23 protein-coding genes are annotated in these 26,061 nt (G+C 74.2%); 2 read left to right on the forward strand and 21 right to left on the reverse strand.

Annotated elements, in window-relative coordinates:
* Nucleotides 1-2: 2 nt before the first annotated feature.
* The 14 genes from dxs to ACWHYA_RS14430 all read right to left on the reverse strand — a co-directional run bounded on the left by dxs (nucleotide 3) and on the right by ACWHYA_RS14430 (nucleotide 16,117).
* Nucleotides 3-1,889 carry a 1-deoxy-D-xylulose-5-phosphate synthase gene (gene dxs / locus ACWHYA_RS14365; RefSeq protein ID WP_425942740.1) on the reverse strand — a complete coding sequence of 629 codons (1,887 nt, stop codon included), beginning with the start codon at nucleotides 1,887-1,889 and terminating at the stop codon, nucleotides 3-5.
* Between the two features lie 108 nt (nucleotides 1,890-1,997).
* A complete protein-coding gene (gene ppk2, locus ACWHYA_RS14370) occupies nucleotides 1,998-2,852 on the reverse strand; it encodes a polyphosphate kinase 2 (protein WP_425942741.1) in 855 nt (284 codons plus the stop codon).
* 33 nt (nucleotides 2,853-2,885) lie between these two features.
* Nucleotides 2,886-3,245, reverse strand: a complete 360-nt coding sequence (locus tag ACWHYA_RS14375; RefSeq protein ID WP_425942742.1) for a hypothetical protein — start codon at nucleotides 3,243-3,245, stop codon at nucleotides 2,886-2,888.
* Between the two features lie 90 nt (nucleotides 3,246-3,335).
* Nucleotides 3,336-4,931, reverse strand: coding sequence for an LLM class flavin-dependent oxidoreductase (locus ACWHYA_RS14380; protein ID WP_425942743.1), 1,596 nt, complete (start codon nucleotides 4,929-4,931; stop codon nucleotides 3,336-3,338).
* Nucleotides 4,932-4,943: 12 nt separating this feature from the next.
* Nucleotides 4,944-5,831, reverse strand: a complete 888-nt coding sequence (locus ACWHYA_RS14385) for a VOC family protein (protein ID WP_425942744.1) — start codon at nucleotides 5,829-5,831, stop codon at nucleotides 4,944-4,946.
* A gap of 152 nt (nucleotides 5,832-5,983) precedes the next feature.
* The gene (locus ACWHYA_RS14390; protein ID WP_425942745.1) at nucleotides 5,984-8,812 is read right to left on the reverse strand and encodes an aconitate hydratase; all 2,829 of its coding nucleotides are present in this window, start codon (nucleotides 8,810-8,812) and stop codon (nucleotides 5,984-5,986) included.
* A 142-nt stretch (nucleotides 8,813-8,954) separates the two neighbouring features.
* Complete coding sequence (locus tag ACWHYA_RS14395; protein ID WP_431473768.1) at nucleotides 8,955-10,271, reverse strand: class I SAM-dependent RNA methyltransferase; 1,317 nt, start codon at nucleotides 10,269-10,271, stop codon at nucleotides 8,955-8,957.
* A 20-nt stretch (nucleotides 10,272-10,291) separates the two neighbouring features.
* Nucleotides 10,292-10,978 (reverse strand): DUF3159 domain-containing protein, encoded by a 687-nt coding sequence (locus tag ACWHYA_RS14400; protein ID WP_425942747.1) that lies wholly within the window; start codon nucleotides 10,976-10,978, stop codon nucleotides 10,292-10,294.
* A complete protein-coding gene (locus tag ACWHYA_RS14405; RefSeq protein ID WP_425942748.1) occupies nucleotides 10,975-11,988 on the reverse strand; it encodes a DUF3710 domain-containing protein in 1,014 nt (337 codons plus the stop codon). The genes ACWHYA_RS14400 and ACWHYA_RS14405 overlap by 4 nt, the downstream gene beginning before the upstream one ends.
* Nucleotides 11,989-11,995: 7 nt before the next feature.
* Nucleotides 11,996-12,514 (reverse strand): dUTP diphosphatase, encoded by a 519-nt coding sequence (gene dut / locus ACWHYA_RS14410; RefSeq protein ID WP_425942749.1) that lies wholly within the window; start codon nucleotides 12,512-12,514, stop codon nucleotides 11,996-11,998.
* A gap of 100 nt (nucleotides 12,515-12,614) precedes the next feature.
* Nucleotides 12,615-12,914 (reverse strand): DUF4193 domain-containing protein, encoded by a 300-nt coding sequence (locus tag ACWHYA_RS14415; RefSeq protein WP_425942750.1) that lies wholly within the window; start codon nucleotides 12,912-12,914, stop codon nucleotides 12,615-12,617.
* A 161-nt stretch (nucleotides 12,915-13,075) separates the two neighbouring features.
* Nucleotides 13,076-13,981, reverse strand: coding sequence for an inositol monophosphatase family protein (locus tag ACWHYA_RS14420; RefSeq protein ID WP_425942751.1), 906 nt, complete (start codon nucleotides 13,979-13,981; stop codon nucleotides 13,076-13,078).
* A gap of 1 nt (nucleotide 13,982) precedes the next feature.
* A complete protein-coding gene (locus tag ACWHYA_RS14425) occupies nucleotides 13,983-15,275 on the reverse strand; it encodes a ferrochelatase (RefSeq protein WP_425942752.1) in 1,293 nt (430 codons plus the stop codon).
* Complete coding sequence (locus ACWHYA_RS14430) at nucleotides 15,272-16,117, reverse strand: trimeric intracellular cation channel family protein (protein WP_425942753.1); 846 nt, start codon at nucleotides 16,115-16,117, stop codon at nucleotides 15,272-15,274. Before ACWHYA_RS14430 ends, ACWHYA_RS14425 begins: the two co-directional genes overlap by 4 nt.
* A gap of 95 nt (nucleotides 16,118-16,212) precedes the next feature.
* On the opposite strand from ACWHYA_RS14430, the gene sepH reads away from it, so the two are divergent.
* Nucleotides 16,213-17,844, forward strand: coding sequence for a septation protein SepH (gene sepH / locus ACWHYA_RS14435; RefSeq protein ID WP_425942754.1), 1,632 nt, complete (start codon nucleotides 16,213-16,215; stop codon nucleotides 17,842-17,844).
* A gap of 45 nt (nucleotides 17,845-17,889) precedes the next feature.
* On the opposite strand, the gene ACWHYA_RS14440 is transcribed toward sepH, so the two are convergent.
* The 3 genes from ACWHYA_RS14440 to ACWHYA_RS14450 form a co-directional block, all read right to left on the reverse strand.
* A complete protein-coding gene (locus ACWHYA_RS14440; RefSeq protein ID WP_425942755.1) occupies nucleotides 17,890-18,600 on the reverse strand; it encodes a thymidine kinase in 711 nt (236 codons plus the stop codon).
* Between the two features lie 88 nt (nucleotides 18,601-18,688).
* Complete coding sequence (locus tag ACWHYA_RS14445; RefSeq protein WP_425942756.1) at nucleotides 18,689-19,882, reverse strand: alkaline phosphatase family protein; 1,194 nt, start codon at nucleotides 19,880-19,882, stop codon at nucleotides 18,689-18,691.
* On the reverse strand, nucleotides 19,879-20,457 hold the full coding sequence (locus ACWHYA_RS14450; protein WP_425942757.1) for a DUF5998 family protein: 579 nt from the start codon (nucleotides 20,455-20,457) through the stop codon (nucleotides 19,879-19,881). Before ACWHYA_RS14450 ends, ACWHYA_RS14445 begins: the two co-directional genes overlap by 4 nt.
* 131 nt (nucleotides 20,458-20,588) lie before the next feature.
* On the opposite strand from ACWHYA_RS14450, the gene ACWHYA_RS14455 reads away from it, so the two are divergent.
* On the forward strand, nucleotides 20,589-21,809 hold the full coding sequence (locus tag ACWHYA_RS14455; RefSeq protein ID WP_425942758.1) for an AI-2E family transporter: 1,221 nt from the start codon (nucleotides 20,589-20,591) through the stop codon (nucleotides 21,807-21,809).
* A 66-nt stretch (nucleotides 21,810-21,875) separates the two neighbouring features.
* Here ACWHYA_RS14455 and ACWHYA_RS14460 read toward each other — a convergent pair whose 3' ends face one another.
* From ACWHYA_RS14460 to ACWHYA_RS14475, 4 genes are all read right to left on the reverse strand, one after another.
* On the reverse strand, nucleotides 21,876-22,322 hold the full coding sequence (locus ACWHYA_RS14460; RefSeq protein ID WP_425942759.1) for a GNAT family N-acetyltransferase: 447 nt from the start codon (nucleotides 22,320-22,322) through the stop codon (nucleotides 21,876-21,878).
* A 52-nt stretch (nucleotides 22,323-22,374) separates the two neighbouring features.
* Entirely contained in the window at nucleotides 22,375-22,557 is a 183-nt protein-coding gene (locus tag ACWHYA_RS14465) for a hypothetical protein (RefSeq protein ID WP_425942760.1), read from the reverse strand.
* Nucleotides 22,558-22,627: 70 nt separating this feature from the next.
* Entirely contained in the window at nucleotides 22,628-23,344 is a 717-nt protein-coding gene (locus ACWHYA_RS14470) for a spermidine synthase (protein ID WP_425942761.1), read from the reverse strand.
* Nucleotides 23,345-23,392: 48 nt separating this feature from the next.
* Nucleotides 23,393-26,059 carry a bifunctional acetate--CoA ligase family protein/GNAT family N-acetyltransferase gene (locus tag ACWHYA_RS14475; protein ID WP_425942762.1) on the reverse strand — a complete coding sequence of 889 codons (2,667 nt, stop codon included), beginning with the start codon at nucleotides 26,057-26,059 and terminating at the stop codon, nucleotides 23,393-23,395.
* Nucleotides 26,060-26,061: the final 2 nt, after the last annotated feature.

Consider the following 26,061-nt stretch of genomic DNA (forward strand, 5'->3'; position numbering starts at 1 on the left):
GCTCAGGCCAGCCGTGCCGTCAACGACGTGGCCACCGCGTCGGGCGTCAGACCCACCCGCTCGAGCACCTGTCCCCGGGACCCGTGGTCGAGGAACTCCTGGGGTATGCCGTAGGAGTGCACCGGCACGTCCACCCCGGCGGCGGCCAGCGCCTGGGTGATCCGTCCCGCGACGCCACCGACCAGCGAGTCCTCGATGACACCCACCGAGCGGGCGTGCCTGGCCAGGTCGAGCACGTCCTCGCTCACCGGGATCACCCACCGCGGATCGACCACGCGCACCGACCGGCCCTCGGCGAACAGCTTGTCGGCCACCTCCAGCGCGGTCGTGGCCATCGCCCCCACGCCCACGAGCAGCAGGTCGACCTCCTGGACCTCCTCGGCACCCTCGTCCACCTCGACGTCGCGCAGCACGTCCACCTGGCCGTGGCGGCGCACCGCCTCCACCGGCGCCCCCACCGTCCCCTTGGGGAAGCGCACCACCGTGGGGGCGTCCTCGACGTCCACCGCCTCGCGCAGCATCCGGCCCACCTGCTGGCCGTCCCGGGGCGCGGCCACCCGGACGCCGGGCACCATGCCCAGCAGCGTCAGGTCCCACATGCCGTTGTGGCTCGCCCCGTCGGTCCCGGTGATGCCCGCCCGGTCCAGCACGAAGGTGACCCCCTGCCGGTGCAGGGCGCAGTCCATGAGGAGCTGGTCGAAGGCCCGGTTGAGGAAGGTCGCGTAGACGCTGACGACCGGGTGCAGCCCGGCGAAGGAGAGACCGGCCGCCATCGTCACGGCGTGCTGCTCGGCGATGCCGACGTCGAAGACCCGGTCGGGGTAGCGCTCGGCGAACGGCTGCAGACCCACCGGGATGAGCATCGAGGCGGTGAGGGCGACGATGTCGTCGCGCTCCCTGCCCAGGCGCACCATCTCGTCGCTGAACTCGTCGGTCCAGCTGCGCCCGGACAGCTCCAGCGGCAGGCCGGTCTCGGGATTGATCACCCCGACGGCGTGGAACCGGTCGGCCTCGTCGGCGGTGGCCGGGTCGTAGCCGTGGCCCTTCTCGGTGATCGCGTGGACCAGGACCACCCCGCCGAAGTCGTGGGCGCGCCGCAGCGCGGTCTCCATCGCCTCCACGTCGTGGCCGTCGACCGGGCCGAGGTACTTCAGCCCCAGGTCCTCGAACATGCCCTGGGGGCTGACGATGTCCTTGAGGCCCTTCTTCATCCCGTGCAGGGTCTCGTAGACCTGCTTGCCCACCAGCGGCGTCCGGTTGAGCTGGCGCTTGCCCCAGGACAGCACGTGCTCGTACTCCTGGGTGGCGCGCAGCGAGGCCAGGTAGTCGGCCATGCCGCCGCGGGTCTGGGCGTAGGAGCGCTCGTTGTCGTTGATGACGATGATCAGCGGCAGGTCGCGGTGCTCGGCGATGTTGTTCAGCGCCTCCCACACCATGCCCCCGGTCAGCGCGCCGTCGCCGATCACCGCGACCGTGTGGCGGTCGGTCTCCCCCCGCAGCTTGCGCCCGGCGGCGATGCCGATGGCCCACGAGAGCGAGGTGGAGGCGTGGGAGTTCTCCACGACGTCGTGGTCGGACTCGGCCCGGCTGGGGTAGCCCGAGAGCCCGCCCTGCTTGCGCAGCGTGGAGAAGTCGTGCCGGCCGGTGAGCAGCTTGTGCACGTAGGAGATGTGCCCCGTGTCGAACAGGATGGTGTCGCGGGGCGAGTCGAAGACCCGGTGCAGCGCGATCGTCAGCTCCACGACCCCGAGGTTGGGGCCCAGGTGGCCGCCGGTGCGCGAGACCGAGCTGATCAGGTAGTGCCGGATCTCCGCGGCCAGGGCCTCCACCTGCCGGGGGGTCAGTCGCTTCAGGGCGGTGGGGCCGGTGATGGTCCGCATGAGTGCCACGGGGCGTGCTCCTCCGGTGGGTCGGCGTCGGCGGCGATGGGCCGCCCCAGTGTACGGTCCCGCGCCTGCGAGCGCGCTGGACGCCCGGCGTCCCGTCCGCCGAGACCCTCAGTCCATGTCCTCCCGGGAGCGCCGCACGAGCTTCTGACCCTGGGCGTGGGCGACCTCGGCCGCGTGGTCGGGGACCTGCTGCTGCAGCGACCGCTCGGTGCGCTGGTAGCCGGTGGAGGCCGGCCGGTCGGGCATCGTCAGCGTGGGCAGGTCGACGGGGTGCCACGGGAGCGAGGAGAGCAGGTGGGCGATCATGTTGATCCGGGCGGAGCGCTTGTCGTCGCTCTCGACGACGTTCCAGCGGGCCTCGGGGATGTCGGTGTGCACGAACATCTCGTCCTTGGCCCGGCTGTAGTCCTCCCACCGGGTCAGGCTCTCCAGGTCGGTGCCCGACAGCTTCCACCGGCGCATCGGGTCCGCGAGGCGGGACTGGAAGCGCCGCTCCTGCTCGGCGTCGCTGACCGAGAACCAGTACTTGCGCAGCAGGACGCCGTCGTCGACGAGCATCCGTTCGAAGATCGGGCACTGCTGCAGGAAGCGGCGGTGCTCCTCCGGGGTGCAGTAGCCCATCACCCGCTCCACGCCCGCCCGGTTGTACCAGGACCGGTCGAAGAGGCGGATCTCCCCCGCGGCCGGAAGGTGCTCGACGTAGCGCTGGAAGTACCACTGCGTCGTCTGCCGCTCGGTGGGGGTCGGCAGTGCCACGATCTGCGCCTGGCGCGGTGAGAGGTACTCGGTGACCCGCTTGATCGCCCCGCCCTTGCCGGCCGCGTCCCGCCCCTCGAAGACGACGACCACCCGCTGCCCGGTCTCGCGGACCCACTCCTGCATCTGGACAAGCTCGCCCTGCAGGCGAAGCAGCTCGGCCTCGTAGATCTTGCGGTCCAGTCGGGGGGTGCGGTCCTTGGCCATGGTCCATCGTGGCACGGCGGCGGCGCCCGCGGCTCAGCGCATCGGGGCGCGCAGCCGCAGCGCCTCCAGCAGCAGTCCCGCCGCCCGGTGTGCCGCCCGCAGCCGCAGGCCCTCCCGGGCCAGCGACTCCAGCACGTCACCGAGCGTCCCCGGTGGCAGGACGGGTCCCAGCTCGGGGCGCACGTCCCGCCAGGCGCCGCGCATCGCCGCCAGCTGGGCGTCCAGGTGCCGGGTGGCCACCCAGGCCAGCGCCGTCGGATGGCGCCGCCAGGCCTGGTAGGCGCGGTAGTCGGCCGGGCACTGGTCGAGCAGCCAGGACACCGCCGCCTCCTCCCAGCCGGGCACCCCGGCCGGGGGCACCCGGTCGGGCCAGCCAGGAGGTCCGCTCGTCATACGAACAAGTGTACGACTCTCCCCGACGTCCGTGGCGTCCGCGCGCAGGGCTGCGCCCCGGCGGGCGGACCGTCCCAGGTGTCCCGCCCCTCAGCCGAAGCCGTGCCGGGCCAACGGCCCGACCAGCTCGCGCTCCTCGTAGGACAGGTGCGACAGCAGGGTGTCGGTGAGCAGGTCGACGCTGCGACCCAGCTCGTCCAGCGCGCTCCGCGCGGCCTGCCCGTACCCCTCCTCCTCCACCAGCGCCACCAGGGCGCGGTCGAGCCGGTCCAGCACGTCGGCGATCACCTCGTGCTCCTCCTCCAACCGGTCCAGCACCGGTGCCAGGGTCGGTTCGCGGCGACGCAGGTGCGGGAAGACCGACCGGTCCTCCAGGGTGTGGTGACCCGTGACGATCCGGCAGTAGGACTCGCAGAACGCCCCCAGGGTCCAGTTGTTCTGCCGCATCGCCATCGTGTTGATGACCGACCGGGCCTGCCCCACCTGCAGGTGGCCGCGCCGGACCTGGTCGACGACGTCCCGCACCGAGGACAGCTCGGTCCGCAGGTGGTCGTGGATGTCGATGAGGTGCTGGGGCAGGGCCAGCCTCCCGGAGGGGTATGACGTCGGCGCCCCCTCGGGTGCGGGCGCGCTGGGGCGGGCGTCCTCGTCCCAGGCAAGCTCGCCGGTGAGCCGGGTCCCGTCGTCCGGGGTGGGGACGATGCCCGCCGGTGCTGTCGTCACCCCGGAGGCCGGGGTGCCCGCGCCGCCGCCGACCACCTCGCCCGAGGAGCCGCCGGGGCCGGCACGACCCGCAGGGACGTGGCTGGACCGTCCGGCCAGGACCAGCTCGCGCAGGGCGGGACCCACCTCCTGGCCGAAGGTCTGGACGGCGACGGGGTCGTCGGTGGCCAGCACGAAGGTGGACATGCCGTGCTCCAGCGCCAGCCCGGCCAGCTGCTCGGCCCAGTCCCCGGGACCTCCCTGCAGCATCCCCGACCCGCGGCCGAAGCGGCCGTGGACGTTGTAGAGGCGGACGACGTCCTGCGGCGCCCGGCCGGCGTCCGTGGCCGCCCGGTCGATCCTGGCGCCGGCCTCCCCCAGCTTCTCCGGCGGCAGGTAGCCCATGCTCGGCAGCCATCCGTCGGCGAGCCGGCCGGTCACCCTCAGCATCCGCGGCCCGTAGGCGCCGATCCACAGGGCCGGGTCGCCGCCCGGGACGGGGCCGGCGTGCAGGCCCTCGACCCGGTAGTGCTGGCCGTCCACGCGCACCGGACCCTGCCCGCTCCAGACCTGCCGGACCACGTCGACCGCCTCCACGAGCGCGTCCACGGACTCCCCCGCACTCCGGCGGGGACCGCCGGCGGCCACGATCGCGTCCCAGAACGCGCCGGCACCCAGGCCGAGGTCGGCACGACCTCCCGAGAGCAGGTCCAGCGTGGCCACCGATCGGGCCAGCACGACGGGCGGCCGCAGCGGCAGGTTGGCGACGTTCAGCCCCAGGCGGACCCGGGTGGTCCGCGCGGCGATCCAGGACAGCAGCGTCCAGCTGTCCAGGTGCGCCGCCTGGTAGGGGTGGTCCTGGACGGTGACCAGGTCGATGCCCGCCGTGTCGGCCAGGACGCCCAGCTCGACGGCACGGTAGGGCTCGGCGGCGGCCGGGGTCGGAAAGATCCCCAGCCGGATCTCGTGGCCGTGGTCAGGCATGGCCGGGCGCGCTCAGGCTCCGGCGACCCGCACGTGCAGGCGGTTGGCCCACGGGTCCTCGAAGCTCACCGTGCGCCCGTCGTCGGCGGTCTGGACGCCGTGGTGGCGCATCCGCTCGGTGAGCGCGCCGACGTCGTCGGCGGTGGGCAGCTCGATGTCCACCTGGCCCAGCCCCAGGGTGGGGAAGCGACGTCCGGCGCCCCGGCTGTTCCACACGTTCATCGCCATGTGGTGGTGGTACCCCCCGGCGCTGACGAACAGGGCGGCTCCGCCCCACTCCAGGGTGGTGTCGAAACCGAGCGTGTCGACGTAGAAGTCCCGGGCGGTGCGCACGTCGCCGACGGACAGGTGCACGTGGCCCACGACGGCCTCGCCCGCGTCCGGGCGCTCCAGCCCCTCGGGGGTCAGGTGCTCGCGGAGGAAGCTGTCGGCGTCCAGGAAGCGGTTGTCCATCTCGACGCGACCGTGCACCCAGCTCCACTGCGTGCGGTCGCGGTCCCAGTACAGCTCGATGCCGTTGCCCTCAGGGTCGTCGAAGTAGAAGGCCTTGCTGACGAGATGGTCGGCGCTGCCGGTGTAGGGCGCGCGCGCCGCGGCCATCGAGGCGACCGCCGCGGCCAGGCCGGCCTGGGTCGGGAACAGGATGGCGGTGTGGAACAGTCCGGCCGACCCGGGGGCGGCGTGCTTGAGCCCGGGCCGGTGCCGGAGCACGACGACCGGGGTGGTGCCGCGGCCCATCGTGACCACGGGGCCGTCCTCGGCGACCACCTGCAGGGTGACGGCGTCGCGGTAGAACGCGGTCATCCCTTCCAGGTCGGCCACGTCCAGGGTCACCGGACCCATGGCGGTGTCGGCGGCGAGACGGTCGGGGCGGGCGTGCGTGCTGGTGGCGTCGGTCATGACTGCTCCTCAATGCGTGACGTGTCACCTAGTCTAGGCCATGGCCGTGCCTCTGTCCACCGCGCACGCCCGACGCCCCCGCCGACCGGATGGTCGACGGGGGCGTCGGGCGTTCGTGCGGACGACCCCTCCGGGACCGTCGGCCGCGAACCTCAGGCGCTGCTGCCCACCAGGGAGCGCAGCACGTACTGCAGGATCCCGTCGTTGCGGTAGTAGTCCGCCTCGCCGGGGGTGTCGATGCGCAGGACGGCCTCGAACTCCACCGTCTCGCCGCTCTCCTTCTCGGCGGAGACGTTGACCGTCCGCGGCACGGTGCCCTCGTTGAGCGCGGTGACCCCGCTGATCGCGAACGTCTCCGTCCCGTCCAGGCCGAGCGAGTCGGCGTTCTGACCGGCCGGGAACTGCAGCGGGAGGACGCCCATGCCGATGAGGTTGGACCGGTGGATCCGCTCGTAGGACTCGGCGACGACGGCCTTGACGCCCAGCAGGCGGGTGCCCTTGGCGGCCCAGTCGCGGCTGGAGCCGGAGCCGTACTCCTTGCCCGCGAGGATGACCAGCGGCGTCCCGTCGGCGGCGTAGTTCTGGGCCGCGTCGTAGATGGTCGTCTGCTCACCACCGGCGGTGAAGTCCCGGGTGAAGCCACCCTCCACGCCGTCCAGCAGCTCGTTGCGCAGCCGGATGTTGGCGAAGGTGCCGCGGATCATCACCTCGTGGTTGCCGCGGCGCGAGCCGTAGGAGTTGAAGTCCTTGCGCTCGATGCCGTGCTCGGCGAGGTACTTGCCCGCGGGGCTGTCGGCCTTGATCGCGCCGGCCGGGCTGATGTGGTCGGTGGTGACCGAGTCGCCCAGCTTGGCCAGGACCCGGGCCCCGGAGATGTCCTCCACCGGTGCCGGCTCCGCCTGCATCCCCTCGAAGTACGGGGGCTTGCGCACGTAGGTGGACCCGTCGTCCCAGGCGAACGTGTCGCCCTCGGGCGTGGACAGGGACCGCCACCGCTCGTCGCCGGCGAAGACGTCGGCGTAGTCCTCGGTGAACATGTCCCGGCTGATCGAGGAGGCGATCGTCCGCTCGACGTCCTCCGGGGCCGGCCAGATGTCGCGCAGGAAGACGTCCTCGCCCTCCTCGTCCTGGCCGAGGGGCTCGTTCTCGAAGTCGAAGTCCATCGTCCCGGCCAGGGCGTAGGCGACGACCAGCGGCGGGGAGGCCAGGTAGTTCATCTTCACGTCCGGGTTGATCCGGCCCTCGAAGTTGCGGTTGCCGGAAAGCACCGAGACGACCGCCAGGTCGTTCTCGTTGACCGCCTCGGACACCTCGTCGATGATCGGGCCGGAGTTGCCGATGCAGGTCGTGCAGCCGTAACCGACCAGGTGGAAGCCCAGCGCCTCCAGGTAGGGCCACATGCCGGCCTTGTCGAAGTAGCCGGTGACCACCTTGGACCCCGGCGCCATCGAGGTCTTGACCCACGGCGGCACCGTGAGCCCCTTCTCGACGGCGTTCTTGGCGAGCATGGCCGAGGCCATCATCACCGAGGGGTTGGAGGTGTTGGTGCAGGAGGTGATCGAGGCGATGGCCACGTGACCGTGGTCGACCGTCACCTGCTCGCCGTCGATACTCACCGACATCGGGCTGCTCGCCCGGTCGCCGTTGAGCAGGGCGGAGTGCTCCGGACGGCCGGCCGCCTCGGACTGCTCGTGCGCGTCGTGCGAGGGGGCGTCGGAGGCAGGGAAGCTGTCGGCGAGCTCCTCGTCGACCGAGCTCTTGTCGATCCCGTTGCCGTTGACCACGTAGTTCTTCAGGTCCGCGCGGAACTGCTTCTTGGACTCCGACAGCGCGATCCGGTCCTGGGGACGCTTGGGGCCGGCGATGGAGGGGACCACCGTCGACAGGTCCAGCTCGAGGTACTCGCTGTAGCGCGCCTCGACGTTGCCGCTGGGGTCGTGCCACATCCCCTGCTCCTTGGCGTAGGCCTCCACGAGGGCGACCTGCTCGTCCGGTCGACCGGTCAGGCGCAGGTACTCCAGGGTGACCTCGTCGATCGGGAAGATCGCGCAGGTGGAGCCGAACTCGGGGCTCATGTTGCCGATGGTGGCGCGGTTGGCCAGCGGCACGGCCGCGACACCGTCGCCGTAGAACTCGACGAACTTGCCCACGACGCCGTGCTCGCGCAGCATCTCGGTGATCGTCAGCACGACGTCGGTCGCGGTCGCGCCGGCGGGGATCGAGCCGGACAGCTTGAAGCCCACCACGCGCGGGATGAGCATGGAAACCGGCTGACCGAGCATGGCGGCCTCGGCCTCGATGCCGCCGACGCCCCAGCCCAGCACGCCCAGGCCGTTGACCATCGTGGTGTGGGAGTCCGTGCCCACGCAGGTGTCGGGGTAGGCCTGCAGGACGCCGTCGACCTCACGGGTCATGGTGACGCTGGCCAGGTGCTCGATGTTGACCTGGTGCACGATGCCGGTGCCCGGGGGCACGACCTTGAAGTCCTCGAACGCCGTCTGGCCCCACCGCAGGAACTGGTAGCGCTCGCCGTTGCGCTCGTACTCGATCTCGACGTTGCGCTCGAAGGCGTCCGAGCGTCCGAAGACGTCGATGATGACGGAGTGGTCGATGACCAGCTCGGCCGGCGCCAGCGGGTTGATCTTGGTCGGGTCGCCACCCAGGTCGCCCATCGCCTCGCGCATGGTCGCCAGGTCGACGATGCAGGGCACGCCGGTGAAGTCCTGCATGATGACGCGGGCCGGGGTGTACTGGATCTCGGTGTCGGGCTCGGCGTCCTGGTCCCAGCCGGCGAGGGCGTCGACGTGGTCGGCGGTGATGTTCTTGCCGTCCTCGGTACGCAGGAGGTTCTCCAGCAGCACCTTCAGGGAGTAGGGCAGCGACTCGGCGCCCTCGAGCCCGCCGATGCGGAAGATCTCGTAGCTCTGGTCACCGACCTCGAGGGTGCCCTTGGCACCGAAGCTGTTCGGGTTCGTGCTCAACGTCTCGCTCCTTCGCTCGGCGGCTATTTATCTTGACGTCAAGATATCTCACGGGCCGTGGCGCGGGCAACCCTCGACACGCCCACCGTCCGCCCCCCATCCTGCCGCATGCCGTCGACGCCCGTCAGGCGGGCCGCACCCCTCAGAGGGGGCGGACCCCCTCGGCGGGCCGTGGCCGCAGCAGCGCCAGGGTCTCGACGTGGTGGGTCATCGGGAAGGCGTCGTAGGCCACCAGGTCGACGAGCTCCAGACCCTCCTCGGCCGCGGTGCGCAGGTCGCGGGCCAGGGCCGCCGGGTCGCAGGCCACGTAGACCACGGCGCGCGGGCGCAGCGCGGCGATGCCGCGGACCACCGGCGCGCCCGCCCCGGTCCGGGGCGGGTCCAGCACGACGAGGTCGGCCCGCTCCTCCGCGGCGACCAGGTCGGTGACCGCCCGCTCGGCCGGGGAGGCCAGCACGCTCGCCCAGGGACGGTCGCCCAGGTTGCCGGTCGCCGACTCCGCCGCCCCGCGGTCGGCCTCGACCGCGAGCACCCACCCGCGCGGACCGACCCGGGCGGCCAGCGGCCGGGCGAACAGCCCGACGCCGGCGTACAGGTCCAGCGCGCTCTCCCCCTCCTGCGGGTTCAGCCAGGTCAGCACCTGCGCCACGAACGTGGGAGCGGCGCCGGGATGCACCTGCCAGAAGCCGCGGGCCGACAGGGAGTACCGGTCCGGTCCCACCTGCTCCTGCACCGTGGGCACCGGTCCCGCGGGTCGTGCGGGGGTATGGGGTGCGCGTCGCCCCCGTCCGCCCCTCCCCCGGCCCGGGCGTCCCCCCGACCGTCCCGCGGCCTGCCCGTCGACGCCGACGGTCCCGCCGGTCAGGGGCACCACGACCGGGTCGCCGAGGGACGGGGCGACCACGTCCAGCGCGCTGACGCCGCGGGGCGCGTCCCCGGCGAGCACCCCGGTCCCGACGACGTCGGCGGAGGCGATCAGGCAGTCCTGCAGCGGGAGCACCTCGTGGGAGCGGTGCCGCCGCAGGCCGACCCCGTCCGTGCCGACGGCGAACTCGACCCGGGTGCGCCAGCGCAGACCGTCCTCGTCACCGGGGAGCGGGTGGCACACGACGTCGACGTCCTCGATGCCGCCGAGCCGGGCCAGCTGCTCGCGCACGACCGTGGCCTTGAGGCGGCGCTGCTCGGCGAGGTCGACGTGCTGCAGGTCGCAGCCGCCGCAGCGGCCCGGCCCGGCGTACGGGCACGGGGGTTGCACGCGGTGCGGGGAGGCCTGCAGGACCTCCACGGCCTCGGCGTGGGCGAACCGGCCCTTCGGGCCCAGGCCGGTCACCCGCGCCCGGACCCGCTCCCCCGGCAGCGTGTGCCGCACGAAGAGGACCTGTCCCTCGTGGCGGGCCACGCAGTGGCCCCCGTGCGCGACGGCGCCCACGTCGACGACGACGACGTCCCCCACCGCCACGCCCGGGGGGTGGTCCCCCGTCACGGGAGCGCGCCCGGGGTCGCGGGAGCTCCGGCGCCGTCGTCGGCCTGCGGGGTGCGGCCGGTGGCCAGCAGCCACCCCATGAGCACGATCGCCAGCAGGTAGGCGGGCCATCCCAGGGCGATCTTGGCCACGCCGAGGAGGGCGACCTCCCCTGCCAGGTACAGGGGCAGCATGACGGCCACCCGGACCGCGAAGAGCGCCACCAGGACCCAGGTCAGCCGCGAGGCCACCCGTACCAGCCCGCGGTCGCGCCGCCAGGCCGTCGGGTCCTGGGCGTAGTCGGGGTCGCCGATGCCCACGATGAAACCGACCAGGGGCCAGCGCAGCAGGATCGAGGCCACCGCGGCCACGAGGTAGACGCCGCTGAGCACGATCCCCGGCAGGAAGGCGTCCTCGGCCTGGCCGGAGCGCAGCGCGAAGAACGCGGCCAGTGCCGTGGCCAGGACCGCCGAGGCCAGGAACCGCCACGAGCCGCCGACCATGAGCCGGATGCCGCCCAGGAGCAGCAGCACCGCCGCCGCGGCCCACACCGCGGTCCGCACCTGGTCCACGACCAGCCAGGTGACGACGAAGGCCACCGTGGGCAGCGCCGTCTCCAGCGACCCGTACCAGCCGCCGAGGGCGTCGCCGATCCGCTGCCGGATCACCTGCTCGACGGTGGCCTCGACGTCCGGCGAGGTCATCGGAAGTCGGGGTTGCTCGGGGCCTTGGGCGCCTCGGTCTGCTCCTGGTCGCCGGACGGGGAGGGCGACCGGTGCCGACCGCCCTGGCCGGTGGGGGGCGTGGTCGGGGGCGTGGTCGAGGGTGCGGTGGCCGGGGCCGCCGCGGGGGCCGCCCGACCGGGCGCGACGCCCGGCGACGGCGTGGCCGGGGCACTGCCGGCACCGGGGGCACCGGGCCCGGCGCTGATGCCGGTGACCCGGGTGGCGTCGGCGGTGCGCAGCACCTGGGTCTGGGAGGCGGCCCGGGCGGCGGCGACCTTCTGGGCGGCCTCCTTGCGGGCCTGCGCCTGCTTGGCCGCGGCCTCCAGCAGCCCCGCCGGGGCGGTCAGCTCCAGCACCTCGCGCGGAGGGCGCGGCTCCTCGCCGCGGCGCACGACGACCTTGCGCACGAACGCCAGGATCGGCTGCAGCTGGGCGTCGTCGGCGGCAGCCGGCCCGTTGACCACCACGCGCAGGAACCACCGCGGTCCGTCCACGCCGAGAAAGCGCGCGGGCTGGAAGGCCACCCGGCCGTCGGGGGCACGACCGGGCATCCGGGCCCGCAGCTCCTTGCCCAGCACCCCGTCGGCGGTCTCGGCGGCCCCGCCGGCCTCGACGATCCCCCGCGCGATGTCGGGCCGCAGCTCGTCCCACAGGCCGCTCGTGCGCGGGGCGGCGAAGACCTGCAGCTGCACCTGGGAGGCGCCGAACGTCAGCGTGGCGCCCACCACCCGACCGGAGCCCTGCTCCAGGTCCAGGCGCATCTGCATCCCCGCCTGGGCGGGCAGGCGCAGGGCACCCAGGTCGAGGCGACCGTCCAGGGCGGTCCACTCGGTGATGTCGTAGGGACCGTCGGAGGGCCGGTCCCAGTCGCGGTCCACGCCCGGCTCACCGTCGGCCGGCTCTGGGCGCACCGAGCTCTCCACGACCTCGTCCTCGGCGAGGAGGTCCTCGTCGGAGAGGCGTTCGCGCTTCTTGCCAAACAGTGCCACGGGCGGGTCAGTCCTTCGGGTCGGTGGGAGGGACGGGGTATGAGGTGGGCGCGCTCCGGGGCGCGTCCCGCGTCCCGGTGTGCCCGTGCCCACCCTCGCCCCGCTGGGACGCGGGCAGCTCGTCGACGAGCTCGAAGTCCGGGCGGACGACGGGCTGGACGACCAGCTGGGCGATCCGGTCGCCCCGCTCGACCGTGAAGGCCGTCGTCACGTCCGTGTTGAGCAGGTTGACGAGGATCTCGCCCCGGTAGCCGGCGTCCACGGTGCCGGGGGCGTTGACCACGGTGATCCCGTGCCTGGCCGCCAGGCCGGACCGGGGGTGGACGAAGCCCGCGTAGCCGGCCGGGATGGCCAGTGCCACCCCGGTGGGGACCAGCGCCCGCTCCCCCGGGGCCAGCGTCAGCTCCTGCCGGGCGTGCAGGTCGACCCCGGCGTCGTCGGCACGGGCCGCGGCGGGCACGGGCAGCCCCTCGTCGAGTCGACGCAGGAGCACCCGGACGGCGGGGGTGTCTGACGAGGTGATCATCGTCCTCGAGGGTACGCCCCGGCCACCGGGGTGGCCGAGGCGTCGAGGTGCTCGGGACGCGGGCGGGCGCCCGACCGGGAGCCGGCGGGGCCGGCCGGGATCAGGCCGCGCACTCGGTGCAGACCGGAAGTCCGCCGACCTCCTTGGCCAGCTGGCTGCGGTGGTGCACCAGGAAGCACTTGGAGCACGTGAACTCGTCCTGCTGCCGGGGCAGCACGTGCACCGACAGCTCCTCGTTGGACAGGTCGGCGCCCGGGAGCTCGAAGCCCTCGGCCTGCTCGGTCTCGTCGACGTCGACGCTGCCCGAGGACTTGTCGTTGCGGCGAGCCTTGAGCTCCTCGAGCGAGTCCTCGTTCAGCTCGTCGTCGTTCTTGCGGGGGGCGTCGTAGTCGGTCGCCATCCTCGTCCTCCTCGGGTCCTGCGGAAATGCGTCGTCAGCGGTGCAGAACGCACTGGCCGCCGGATTTGTGCCCGACGACGGCGCTGGACCGTCACGTGCGTGTGTCGGGCGGATTGTGCCTCATCGGAGGCGTCCTCGCCAACACGTCCCCGCGCCACCGGTCAGCGGCCGGCGAGGAGCCGTTCCACCTCGGCCCGCACGGTGGCGTGCGCGGCCGGGCCGCCGGCCACCACCATGGCCTCCGACGGGGGGTCCTGCGCACCCAGGCCGGAGACCACGCCGCCGGCCTCGGTGACGAGCAGCATCCCGGCCGCGACGTCCCAGGCGTGCGTGCCGACCTCGTAGTAGGCATCCACCCGCCCGGCCGCGACGTGGCACAGGTCCAGCGCGGCGGCACCCATCCGGCGCACGTCCCGCACGCGCGGCAGCAGGTCCGCCACGACCCGTGCCTGTCCCACCCGCACCTCGCGGTCGTAGGCGAAGCCGGTGGCCAGCAGGACCCCGGCGAGGTCCTGCGCGTCGCCGACCCGCAGCCGCACCGGCTCCCCCTCGCCGTCGGCCCCGCGCACCCGGGCCCCTCCGCCCGCCCGGGCGGAGAAGACCTCGCCGGTGCGCGGCGCCACGACCGCCCCGGCGACCGGGCTCCACGCCCCCGGCCGGGTCGGGTCGCCGAGCACCACGGCGAGCGAGACGGCATACGCGGGCAGGTCGTAGAGGTAGTTGACGGTGCCGTCGATGGGGTCGACCACCCAGGTCAGCCCCGAGCTGCCCCCGGTGACGCCCTCCTCCTCGCCGAGCACGCCGTCGTCCGGGCGGGCGGCGTCCAGCCTCTCGCGCACGAGCGTCTCGCTGCGGGTGTCCATGAGGGTGACCACGTCCAGGTCGGTCGACTTGGTCCGGTGCACGTCCACGGCAGCGGGGCGCCCGTCCCGGACCAGCCGCCCGGCCTCGACCGCGACCTGCACCGCGAGGTCCTCCAGGGAGGCCCGGAGCTCCTCGTCGACCGACAGCGGGTCCAGCGGGTCGAGCGGCCACGGCCTCGACCCGGCGTCGCGGCGTCCCGGCACGTCAGTCCGACCCACAGGCGGCGCGCCGGTCGACCCGCAGGTTCGGGCAGCACCCCGGCAGGCAGGTCGAGGGCCGGGGCCGCTCCCCCGGCCAGGTCGGCCGGACCGGTTGTGCGCCCCGCGCCTCGGCCGCGCGCTCCAGGGCAAGGTCGACCAGCCCCGAGACGAACTCGGCGTCGGTGCCCACCGTCGGCACGCGCAGCAGGTCCAGACCCAGCTCCTCGGCGGTCTCGACCGCCTCGGTGTCCAGGTCGAAGACGACCTCCATGTGGTCGGAGACGAACCCGATCGGGGCGAGCACGACGTGCCGCACACCGCGTCCTGCCAGCTCGCGCAGGTGGTCGTTGACGTCCGGCTCCAGCCACGGCTGCGTGGGCGGGCCCGACCGGGAGCAGTAGGTGAGGTCGTGCTCCAGCTCGGTGCCCAGCGTGGCCGAGGCCTCCAGGGCGATGCCGGCGGCGAGCTCGAGGTGCTGGCGCGAGTAGAGGTGCCCCTCCTCGTCGCCCGGGCCGGAGGTCTCGTCCATCGCGATGGGCAGCGAGTGGGTGACGAACACCAGGTGCGGTGCGGTGCCCGTGCGCTCTAGGACCTGGCGGGCACCCTCGGTGACGATGCGGGCGTTGGCGCCCGAGAAGCCCGGGTGGTTCCAGTACTGGCGGATCTTGTCGACGTCGACCGTGCGTCCCTCGGCGGCCAGCTCGTCGACCGCGGCGGCGATGTCCTCGCGGTACTGCCGGCAGGAGGAGTAGCAGGAGTAGGCGCTCGTGGTGATCGAGAGCAGCCGCGTCATCCCCTCCTCGTGCGCCTCGCGCACCGTGTCGGTGAGGAAGGGCTCGGAGTTGCGGTTGCCGAGGAGCACCGGCAGCGTCAGGCCGCGTCGCTGCAGCTCCTCGGAGAGCGCCGTGACCAGGGCGCGGTTCTGGTCGTTGATGGGGCTGCGCCCCCCGAAGTGCAGGTAGTGCTCGGCGACCTCGGCCAGCCGCTCGTCGGGGATCCCCCGCCCACCGGTGACCCGGCGCAGGAAGGGCATCACCTCCTCGGGGGCCTCCGGCCCGCCGAAGGAGGTCAGCACGACCGCCTGGTAGGGGAACAGGTCGTGCCCCTCGGCCTCGGCCAGGCTCTCCTCGAGCTCGGCCACGACCTCGTCCTCGGCCTGCGTGGTCCCGCCCGAGGGCGCGTCGGCCGCAGGGTCCCCGGCGGTGGGGCCGACCGGCCCGCCACCGGGGGTGACCGGTTGCGGGCCGTCGGGGGTGGTCCGGCCGGGGTCGGACGGGTCGGCGGTGGGCTGGCTCATCGGTGGCTCTCCTCGGTGGGTGGGGCGGGGTCTTCGGGGGCGGACCGGGCGGAGTCGTCCGCGGGCGCGGCCCGGGCCCGGCGTTCGGAGCGGTCGGAGCGGTCGGGGCGGGTGTCGGGGCGGGAGCCGTCCCCGGGTCCGTGCGGACGCGGGGGCCGCTCGTCCCGGCCCCGGCGCACCGTCGGCAGGGCCAGTCTGGTCGGCACCTGCAGGTCGTAGATGATCGCCGCGATGCGGATGCCCAGGACGAGCGCGACCGCGGCCCAGACGACGGGCACGGTCAGCACCTCCAGCTGGTTGGCGGCGACCACCGTGGTCGCGCCGAGCAGGGCGGGCACGGCATACACCTCGCGGCGCAGGACCTCGGGGACCTGCCCGACGAGCACGTCGCGGATCGCCCCGCCGCCGACGGCGGTCAGCACGCCGACGACGATGCAGGCCAGCGGCGGAGCACCCAGGATGAGCGCCTTGAGCGCGCCGGCGACGGAGAAGACCGCCAGGCCGACGGCGTCGAGGTACTTGACCGCCTCGCCGATGACGCCGAGGCGCAGCCGGGGGCGGCGGCGCCCCAGGTCCACCACGACCGGGTAGGCGGCGACGACGGCGAGCCCGGCCAGCAGGACGGTGATGATGTAGCGCGGCTCGCTGATCCCGGCCGGAGGGACGTCCCCCAGCAGCAGGTCGCGCAGGATGCCGCCACCCAGCCCGGTGGCCCAGGCCAGCACGGCCACGCCGAACAGGTCCAGCCGTGCCCGCACGCCCACGAGCCCGCCGGAGATCGCGAACGCGAAGATCCCGACGAGGTCGAGGGCGAGCCGGAGGTCGGCGGGAGCGGTCAGCATGACGCCCACAGCGTATCCGCCGGGGCCCCTCCCGCCGCGGCCCGGCGGCGTGCCCTGCCGGTCGGGGTGGCCGCGGGATGGCACAGTGGTGAACCATGCAGCAGCTGCAGTTCAAGGACCTCGACGAGGGGGGACGTCTGGTCCTCGTGGGCGAGGACCAGACCCACTACGTCGTGACCGTCGACGACCGGCTCCGGGCCGCCCTCCGCGCCCGCCCGCACGCCCCCTCGCCCGACCACGGTCGGTCGGCGTCGGCCACGCCTCGCGAGGTGCAGGCGATGATCCGGGCGGGCCAGACGGCCGAGGAGGTCGCCTCCGGGACCGGGTGGGAGCTGGAGCGCGTGCGCCGCTTCGAGGGACCGGTGCTGGCCGAGCGCGAGCACGTCGTCGGCCTCGCCAAGGCCGCCCACGTGCGAGCCGCGGGCCGGACCGACGGGTCGCACACCCTCGAGCGCCGGGTGCGTGAGCGGCTCCAGGCACGCGGCGTGCAGCCGCAGGACGTGGGCTGGGACGCCGCGCGCACCGGGACGCAGGGGCCGTGGACGGTCCGGGTGACCTTCCTGGCGGGCGGGCGCGAGCGACGGGCCGTGTGGCACTACGCGGTGCCCGACCGCTCGATCGAGGCCCTGGACGACGAGGCGCGCTGGCTCAGCGAGGACGAGCAGGCCCTGCCCGGCGGTCTGGCCGGCAACCCGCTGCTGGGGTCCAGCCACGCCGAGGACGAGACGGCCGACCTCATGGCCACGATGCGCGAGCGTCGGCAGCGGCGCGGCCGGCGCACCCGCCGGCCGGAGACGGCCGAGGGCGACGCCGCGCACGTCCCGGGCCAGCAGACCATGCCGGAGGAGGTGCTGCCGCTGGAGGACCTGCGCTTCGACCCCGAGACCATGGGGGACCCTCCGGCGGCCCACCCGCGCGGCTCGGCCCCGGAGGCGCCGTCGCCGGTGCACCCGCCCGAGGAGGCGGCGGCCGGGGAGCCGGCCGCCGCACCGGAGGGCGAGAGGCCGACGGACGAGGGGGCCGGCGCGGTGCCGGACGAGGGAGCGCAGGACCGGGCGCCCGCTGGCCGGCCTCCCGCGGGCCGGTCCGGCCCGCGCAAGGAGCGCCGTCGGCTGCGCATCCCCAAGCTGCCCACCCCGGTCGGCGAGCCGGAGGAGGACGTGGTCGAGGACCAGCCCGACCTCGCCTACGCCCGCCGCGGGGACCCCCAGGAGGTCAGCTTCGAGGAGTTCTTCGGCACCGACGACGAGGGTGACCCCGTCGACGACGACGTCGTGGACCTCGTGGAGGACGACGGGACGGACGTCGGGGACGACATGGTGGACGTCGAGGACGACAGGGTGGACGTCGGGGACGACAGGGTGGACGTCGGGGACGACAGGGTGGACGTCGAGGACGTCGAGGACGTCGAGGTGGAGCAGCAACCCGACGGCCCGGCGCAGGACGTGGCCGACGGGAGCGACGAGCACGGCGAGGGCCTGCGGGAGGCGGACGCCGGGAACGGACCCGTCGCCGACGACGGACCCGCGGCCGACGTCCCGGACGTTCCCGACGACGTCGCCGACGGCCCCGTCGTGGTGCCGCGCGGAACGGCCGAGGAGGCGCCCGCCGGGGAGGGGAAGGACGCCGGGTCCGCGGGCGAGGCGACCCGGCGCCGGGCCAAGGGACGCCCCAGCGTCCCCAGCTGGGACGACATCATGTTCGGCGCGGCCGACCGCAAGCGCTGACCGGCCCACGCCCACACCCTCCAAGTCGGACGGTGGGGCTGCCCCTCAACCTCGATCCGCGTCCGGCCGCTCGTCGGGCACCCCCGGCAGCGCGCACAGGTCGAGGTCGAAGGGCAGCACGTCCGGCGACAGCGCCTGGGCGCGCGCGGCCGAGGAGTTCATCCGCCGCATGTAGTGCCGTCGGCACAGCATCTCGTACTCCACCGTCGGCACCTGGGCCTCGCCGCCGGTGACGTCGCCGACGACGACCTGCTCACCCTCCACCACCATGACGCCGTCGACGACCCGGGCGTTCACCGTGGCCGCCTTGCCGCACCAGCACAGCGCCCGCACCTGCAGCTGCTCGGTGCGGTCGGCCAGCTCGATGAGGCGTCGGGACCCCGGGAACAGCTCGGTGCGAAAGTCGGAGGTGATCCCGAAGGCGAAGACGTCGATGCCCATCTCGTCCACGAGCCGGGCCAGCTGCTCGACCTGGGCCGGCGTGTAGAACTGGGCCTCGTCGCAGACGAGGTAGTCCACCCGGCGCCCGGCCGTGACCTGGTCGACGACCAGCTCCCACAGGTCCAGGTCGTCCTCGACCTCCAGGGCCGGCTTGGTCAGGCCCAGGCGTGAGGACAGCACCGCCTCCCCCGACCGGTCGTGCTGGGTGAAGAGCAGCCCGGCCCGCCCCCGCGAGGCGTGCGTGTGGTCCATCTGCAGCGCGAGGGTCGACTTCCCGCAGTCCATGGTCCCGGTGAAGAAGACGAGTTCGGCCACCGGGGCAGTCTACGAGGGGCAGGGCGCGCGGCCGGCCGGGTGCGTGAGACCGGTCCCCCGCCGGTGCCGTCCGCCGCGCTGCGCGACGTCATACCTCGTGCACGAGCAGCGGGACGGCCGTCTCGGCGTCCGTCACCGACCCGTGGTGCCCGCGCAGCGCCAGCACCTGGGGGCGCAGCAGGCGGGAGTCGAGGACCGTGGTGGCGTCCAGCATCGCCGCCACCACCTCGCCGACCCGCTCCTCGTAGCCCGGCCGCACGGGACCGAACCAGCCCGCCTCCACGGCCTCCTGCCGGGTCAGGACCAGGGCCGAGTCGCCCAGCTCCCGCGTCCACGTGGCCACCACCTGTCCCACCGCGCCCGGTTCGCACCAGGCCTGGGGCGCGCGGGGCTCCCCGGCCAGCACCCGGACCCCGGCGGCCAGGACCGCGTCGTCGGCCAGGTCGCGACGGTGCTCGTGCGGGGCGTCCACCATGCCGTGGTCGGATGTGAGGACCACCACGGTGCCCCGTGGTGCCCCCGCGGCGAGCTCGCGGACGAAGGCGTCCACGCCCTCGAGCGCCTCGCCCCACTCCATCGACCCGGGTCCGTGCACGTGCCCGGCCTTGTCGACCTCGTCCCAGTAGGCGTAGACCAGGCTCCGTCCGGAGCGGCCTGCGCCGGCGAGGGCGCCCAGGACGCCGGCGGCCCGCTCGCCCGGGTCCTCGGTCCCGACGTACCCGCCGCCGCGCAGCGCCACCCGGGTGAAGCCGGAGTTCTCGAAGAGCGGGCGCGAGACCGTCGTCACCGACACCCCGGCGTCCTCGGCGTGCTGCAGGAGGGTCGGGGCGGGCTGGTGCTCCAGCGGGTCCGGGCCGTCGCGCCAGCCCAGGTGGTTGAACAGCCGGCCGTCCGGCAGCACGGTCTGCCAGCCCACGATGCCGTGGCCCCCGGGCGGCAGCCCCGTCCCCAGGCTGGTGAGGCTGGTGGCGGTCGTCGACGGGAAGCCGCACCGGGCGTCCCGGTCGGCAGGCGTCATCGACCGCAGGAATGGCGCGTGGCCGCTGCGCCGCGCCAGCTGCCGGCTCCCGAGACCGTCCACGAGGACGACGACGACGTGGCGGGCGGCCGGCAACGACCACGTCGGGACGGGTGTGCCGGAGGGAAGGTCCACCCCCAGCGCCACCAGGGCGGCGGGCAGGACCGAGGCCAGGCCCTCGCCGGGCGCGGGCGGCCGGTAGAGCGCCCGGGCCGCGTCGACGGCGGCCGGGCGCGGTGCCGGCGCGGTGCCGGGCGTGCTCACCGGCCGAGGCGGGCCGACAGCTCCTGGGCGAAGGCCAGGGCGTGCTCGAGCTGCTCGACGCCGTCGGCGTCGGCCGCGACCCGCAGGGAGATGTCGTCGGAGGAGACGGTGCCCTCGTACCCGTGGTCGCCCTCGCACTGGGGGTCCTCGCACAGGGCCGGCAGCAGGTCCAGCCGGGAGACGGCCCCCCAGCCGAGCGTCAGGGTGAGCGCCCGGCCGTCGAGGGACCCGTCGTAGGCCTCCGGGTCGGCGACCACGTGGGTGAGCATCACCCCGCGCACGGCGCGCAGCGGCACCGTCTCGCTGGTGGCGGTCGCCATCCGCTGCCGCTCGGGCCCCTCGTGGTCGTCGGCGTGGGCGATGACCAGCCGCCGGTCCGTGAGGACGAGGACCGTGAGGTGGTTGCGCACGGCCTGCTCGTCGAAGGTCGTCTCGGCGTGGACCAGGTGGCTGACGACCTGGTCCCGGCCGACCGCCGTGAGCACGACGTCGTGGACCACCGCGGGCAGGTAGCCGGCGCGGTCGATGTCGGCGACGAGCTGGTCGGGCAGCGGGGACCTCAGTCGACGAACCATGGGGCCCATCGTGCCACCTGCCGGCAGAGGGCACCGACCGGCGCCGGTCCACGACCCCCGACACCTGGGTGTGTGAGGGATCTCCAGGGTCGTTCCTGCGCACCGGACCCGGCCAGGAGGATACTGGTCCCATGCCCCAGGAAGGGTCCCGCGCCGTCGTGTGCGGGGTCCGCGTGTGGACGGCGATCGGGGTCGGCGTCGTCCTCGTCGCCCTGGTCTACGTCGCCAGCCAGGTGAGCCTGGTCCTCACGCCGGTCGTGCTCGCGCTCTTCCCCGCCGCCCTGCTCGACCCGCTGGCCGGGCGGCTGCGCAGGACGCGCGTGCCGAACGCGGTGGTCGCGCTGCTCATCCTCCTGCTGCTCCTCGCGGGGGCGGCCGGCGCTGCGGCCTTCATCACGCTGGCCCTGGTCGCCCAGCTGCCCGCGATCGTGGACTCGGTGGTCGAGGGTGTGGACCAGCTGGAGCGCGACGTCGACTGGGCGGCCCTGCCCGGCGACGTCGACAGCGTCGCCGACCTGGTGGCCCGGGCCGGCACCGCCCTGGCCAGCGGCGAGGCGCTGACCACGGGACTGGGTGCCGCCGAGGCCGTCGGGGGCTTCGCGACCGGACTGGTCCTCATGCTCGTGGTGCTGTTCTTCTTCTTCAAGGACGGCCGCGGCCTGTGGGCTGCCGTCCTGGACCTGGTTCCGCAGCGTCACCAGGCGCGGGTCGACGGGATGGCCGCAGAGTCCTTCTGGACGATCGGCGCGTTCTTCCGGGCGCAGCTGCTCGTGGCCCTCGTGGACGCCGTCTTCATCGGTCTGGGGCTGTGGGCGCTGGGGGTTCCTCTCGTCCTGCCCCTGAGCGTGCTGGTCTTCGTCGGCGGGCTGGTCCCGATCGTCGGAGGTGTCGTCTCCGGCTCGGTCGCCGTGGTCGTGGCGCTGGCCGACCGGGGGCCGCTCGTGGCCCTCCTCGTGCTGGGCGTCGTCCTGCTGGTCCAGCAGCTCGAGGGCAACGTCCTCGAGCCCTTCATCCAGGGTCAGATCATCTCGTTGCACCCGCTCGTGATCATCCTGGCCGTGGCTGCCGGCACGATCCTCATGGGCATCCTCGGCGCCTTCCTCGCGGTCCCTGTCGTGGCGGTGCTGGCGCGTCTGCTCGACAACCTGCGCGGACGACCTCCGGCCGCCGGCCCACGCTCCACCCGGCGGCTCGACGGGCGCCGTCGGCGACGGGCGGCCAGGACGGCCCGGACGGCGCAGGCCGCCCGGACGGCCCGGGCCGCGCAGGCCCCGGCGGGCGCCGGTCGGCTCTCCCAGGACCTGGACCACCCGCCGGCCGCGGACGGCAGCCGGGAGGAGCTGGCGCCGTGAGACGCCGCCCGCTCCTGCGCGGCGCACCGTCTCCCCGCCGGTCGTCCTCCCCGCCCAGCTGCCTGCTCAGCCGGTTCCGTCCAGATCGAGCATCAGGCGCATGCCTGCCCCAGCACCGTCGGCGAGCTGCTCGACCTCGATGAAGCCCACGGCGCGGTAGAAGCCGAGAGCATGGGGGTTGCCGTCGACCCCGAGCCGCCGGTGGCCGGCCTTCCGGGCGGTGGCGACGGCGTCCAGCACCAGCGCCCGGGCGATGCCCCGGCGGTGCCAGGCGGGGTCCACGAAGAGGTCCTCCAGCTCCAGCCCGTCGAGCGGGTCGGCAACCACCGTGGCGAAGCCGACGATCCGCCCGTCGCCGGCGGCGGGCATGGCCACGCGGGTCCGACCTCCGGCCACGCCCGCCCCGGCGAACGCGAGGAGCTCCGGGTGCGCCCGCAGGAGGGGCAGGTCGCCCGCGTTGGACAGCGCGGCCGCCCTGAAGACCCGCTGCAGGGCCGGCAGGTCGCAGGGCACCGCCGTGCGGATCGACGGTGGGGTGAGGCCGGCTCCCGGACCACGGCCGGGGCTAGGGGTCGACGTGCGCCCCGCCCCCCAGGAGGTCGTTCATCCTGGCGCGCTCGGCGGCGGCCGAGGAGACGTAGCCGCACCGGCGGCAGCGGACGAGGGGCGGCGCGCCGGGCTCCGCGTGCTCGGCGTACCGCTGCCAGTGGTGGCCGATCACGCGGCACCACAGCCGGCGCAGGTTCACCCTCACAGCGTCCACCCGCGGGGGCGGCCCCCGCAAGGGCAGCCAGGTCGCCCCGAGCCCCTGCCGGCGTCTACCGGGGCCGCGTCGCGAGGTACACCGTGTTGGTGGCGGTGCGCTCCTGCAGCGGGTTGGGGAACTCCACCCCCTCGGCGGACACGTCGGTGAGGACCGCCCGCAGGACGGAGAGGTAGTCCTCCTCCGGCGGGTCGTTGGACCACAGGGCGTAGACGCCGCCGGGCCGCAGGTGCGCCGCCAGCTTCCTCGTGCCGGCAGCTCCGTAGAAGCCGGTGCTCCCCTCGGCCAGCAGGTGGCGGGGCGAGTGGTCGATGTCGACGAGGACCGCGTCCCAGCCGTCCGCCCCGCCGTCGGGGTCGAACCCGTCCCCGGCGGCCATCGCGAAGAAGTCGCCGTGGACGAGCCGGCAGCGGGGGTCGGCGGTGAGCCCCGGACCGAGCGGGACCAGGCCCTTCCGGTGCCAGGCGATGACCGGCTCCAGGGCGTCGACCACCACGAGCTCGCTCACGCGCGCGTCCTCCAGGACGGCGCGGGCGGTGTAGCCCAGGCCCAGACCGCCCACCACCACCCGCAGCCCGTTCCCGGCGAGCCGGGCCAGCGCGAGCCGGGCGAGCTCCTCCTCGGCGACCGTGAACAGGCTCGACATGAGGAACTCCTCGCCGAGCTTGACCTCGTGGACGTCCGTCCCGGTGACCGGCTCGCGGCGTCGCCGCAGGCTCACCTCGCCGATCGGGGTCGCCGCCCAGGCCAGCTCCTCGAACCGTGCTGCCACGTCAGTCTCCTCCGTCGGTGCTGCCGGTGCCGCGGGTGCTGCCGCGGCTCAGGAGAGCATGGCCCGGCGCTCGGCGTCCGTGCGGGTGGGGGCCGGAGCCACGTGCACCGACGCGCCCAGGACGTCGATGCCCTCCTGGTGGGCCATCACCGGGTTGAGCCGCACGTGCGCCAGCTCCGGGTGGTCGTCGGAGAGGACGGACACGCGGGCGATGAGGTCGTGCAGCGCGCCGTGGTCGACCGGCATCGCCCCGCGGTACCCGTCCAGCATCGGGGCGGCCTTGATCGAGCCCACCATCTCGGCCACGTCGACGTCGGTCAGCGGCGGGAAGCGGTGGGCCACGTCGCCGAGCAGGTCCACGGGCAGCCCGGCCACGCCGAAGCCGACGACCGGCCCGAAGAGCGCGTCCTCGGTGGTGCTGATCTCCACCGCGACGCCGGAGGGGGCCATATGCTGCAGGGCGATCCCCTCCGCACCCAGGGGGCGCAGCAGCGCGTCGAGGTCCCGGTATGCCGCTCCCACCGCCTTGGGGTGGCGCAGCCCGGTCCGGATCCAGCCCTGGCCCGGCTGGTGCTGGAGCAGCGGCGAGGTGGCCTTCATGACGATGGTGCCGCGCATCTGCTTGTAGGCCTCGACCGCCTCCTCGTCGGACCCCACCTCCACGACCGGCCACACGTCGATGCCGTAGGCGGCGAGCAGCTGGCGGGTCTCCTCGGCGGTCAGGTCGCGCCCCGCAGGGTCCGCGGCCAGGGCGGTCTCGAGCACGTCGTGGGCCGCCCGGCGGTTGATCCCCTCGGGACGCACCTTCTCCCCGCGCTCGGCGCGCACCCACTCGGCATACCTCGTCGCCGAGGCGAGCGCACGGACCCCGTCCTCGGGGGTGGGGTAGACCGGGAGCCGGCGCGTGCCACCCACCCCCCGCATGCCCAGGAAGGTCGCCACGCACGGCTTGTCGGAGCGCTCCACCGCCTCCTCGACGGCCCCGACCACCTCGGGGTCGATCTGGGCCACGGGCGGGATGAAGCAGGCGATGAGCGAGTCGACCGCCGGGTCCGCCAGGGCCCGCTCGACCACCTCGTGGAAGGACTCGGTGCCGGCCTCGACCGGCACGGCCACCGGCCCGTGGGTCACCTCCAGCCCCCAGGAGACCGCCGCGTCCGCAGCCAGCGACCCGAGCGCGTCGCTGTTGGTCACCACGGCGACCCGCACCCCGCCGGGCAGGGGCTGGTTGATGAGCAGCTGGGCGACGTCGAAGAGCTGGTGCAGGTTCTCGACCCGGACGACGCCGGCCTGCTTGAGCATCTGCGCGAAGGCCTCCGGACGCTCCTGGGTGGCCCGCACCCGGTGTCCGCGCGGCGTGCCGTACTTGCCGCCACCCACCCCGGACTTGACCACGATGACCGGCTTGATGGAGGACAGCTTGCGGGCGATCCGGGAGAACTTGCGCGGGTTGCCCATCGACTCCAGGTAGAGGCCCACCGCGGCGGTGGCGTCGTCGTCGAGCCAGTACTGCATGAGGTCGTTGCCGGAGATGTCCACCCGGTTGCCCGCCGAGGCGAAGGTGGAGATGCCCAGTCCGCGGCGCTGGGCCGAGGACAGGACCGCCACCCCCAGGGCGCCGGACTGCGCGAACAGGCCCAGCCGACCGTGCGGCGGGACGTGCTCGACGGAGGCGAGGGTGGCGTTGAGGCGCACCTCGGGGTCGTTGTTGATCAGGCCGAAGCTGTTGGGGCCCAGGACCCGCATCCCGTAGCGGCGCGCCCGTTCGAGCAGCTCCCGCTGGCGCTCCTCCCCCTCGGGACCGGCCTCGGCGAAGCCCTCGGAGGCCACGACCAGCGCCCTGACCGAGGCGTCCGCGCACTCCTCGACGGCCTCCAGCACGTCGACGGCCGGCACCGCGATCACGGCCAGGTCGACGCCCCCCTCCACGTCGCGCACGGAGGCGACCGTGGGCTGTCCCGCGATGAGGGTTCCTGGCTCCGCCCGGTTGTTGACCGCGACGAGGCGTCCCTGGTAGCCGCCGGCGACGATGTCCTCCAGGAAGACCCGCCCCACGGTGTCCGGCCGGCGGCTGGCCCCGATGACCGCGACCGAGGCGGGGTGGAGGACCTGGCGCATGGACCGGGCCTCGGACCGGTGCTCGCGGCTCATCCGCACCGCGCGGGAGGCGTCGGTCGGCTCGATGTCGAAGGCCACGGCGATGACCCCGTCGTCGAACTCGTGGGAGACCTCGTACCCGGCGTCCCGGAAGACGCCGATCATCTTGCGGTTCTGGGGCAGCACGTCGGCGACGAACCGGCGCACGTCGTCCTCGCGGCCGATGTCGGCCAGGTGCTCCAGGAGCACCGAGCCGATGCCCCTGCCCTGGTGGTGGTCGGAGACGTTGAAGGCGACCTCGGCCACGGGGCCGTCGGGCTGGAGCCGGTCGTACCGGCCGATCCCCACGAGCCGGTCCCGCACGGTCATGACCAGGGCGACCCGGTCGTGGTAGTCGACGTGCGTGAACCGGTGCACGTCCTTGTCGGACAGGCGCTTGATCGGGGCGAAGAAGCGCAGGTAGATCGACTCGTCCGACTGTCCCGCGTGGAACTCGTGGATGGCCTCGGTGTCGTCCGGGCGGATGGGGCGCACGTGCGCGACCATGCCGTCGGCGAGGACGACGTCGGCCTCCCACTCCTGCGGATAGCCCGGGGGCAGCTCTGCCGGCTCGGTCATGC

This window comes from Ornithinimicrobium carbonis (genome assembly GCF_977012275.1).

Bases quoted from the DNA above. Each gene is read 5' to 3' on its own strand.
- ppk2 (WP_425942741.1), bottom strand. From the start codon at position 2,852: ATGGCCAAGGACCGCACCCCCCGACTGGACCGCAAGATCTACGAGGCC.
- ACWHYA_RS14375 (WP_425942742.1), bottom strand. From the start codon at position 3,245: ATGACGAGCGGACCTCCTGGCTGGCCCGACCGGGTGCCCCCGGCCGGG.
- ACWHYA_RS14380 (WP_425942743.1), bottom strand. From the start codon at position 4,931: ATGCCTGACCACGGCCACGAGATCCGGCTGGGGATCTTTCCGACCCCG.
- ACWHYA_RS14385 (WP_425942744.1), bottom strand. From the start codon at position 5,831: ATGACCGACGCCACCAGCACGCACGCCCGCCCCGACCGTCTCGCCGCC.
- ACWHYA_RS14400 (WP_425942747.1), bottom strand. From the start codon at position 10,978: ATGACCTCGCCGGACGTCGAGGCCACCGTCGAGCAGGTGATCCGGCAG.
- dut (WP_425942749.1), bottom strand. From the start codon at position 12,514: ATGATCACCTCGTCAGACACCCCCGCCGTCCGGGTGCTCCTGCGTCGA.
- ACWHYA_RS14415 (WP_425942750.1), bottom strand. From the start codon at position 12,914: ATGGCGACCGACTACGACGCCCCCCGCAAGAACGACGACGAGCTGAAC.
- ACWHYA_RS14425 (WP_425942752.1), bottom strand. From the start codon at position 15,275: ATGAGCCAGCCCACCGCCGACCCGTCCGACCCCGGCCGGACCACCCCC.
- ACWHYA_RS14430 (WP_425942753.1), bottom strand. From the start codon at position 16,117: ATGCTGACCGCTCCCGCCGACCTCCGGCTCGCCCTCGACCTCGTCGGG.
- sepH (WP_425942754.1), top strand. From the start codon at position 16,213: ATGCAGCAGCTGCAGTTCAAGGACCTCGACGAGGGGGGACGTCTGGTC.
- ACWHYA_RS14450 (WP_425942757.1), bottom strand. From the start codon at position 20,457: ATGGTTCGTCGACTGAGGTCCCCGCTGCCCGACCAGCTCGTCGCCGAC.
- ACWHYA_RS14455 (WP_425942758.1), top strand. From the start codon at position 20,589: ATGCCCCAGGAAGGGTCCCGCGCCGTCGTGTGCGGGGTCCGCGTGTGG.
- ACWHYA_RS14475 (WP_425942762.1), bottom strand. From the start codon at position 26,059: ATGACCGAGCCGGCAGAGCTGCCCCCGGGCTATCCGCAGGAGTGGGAG.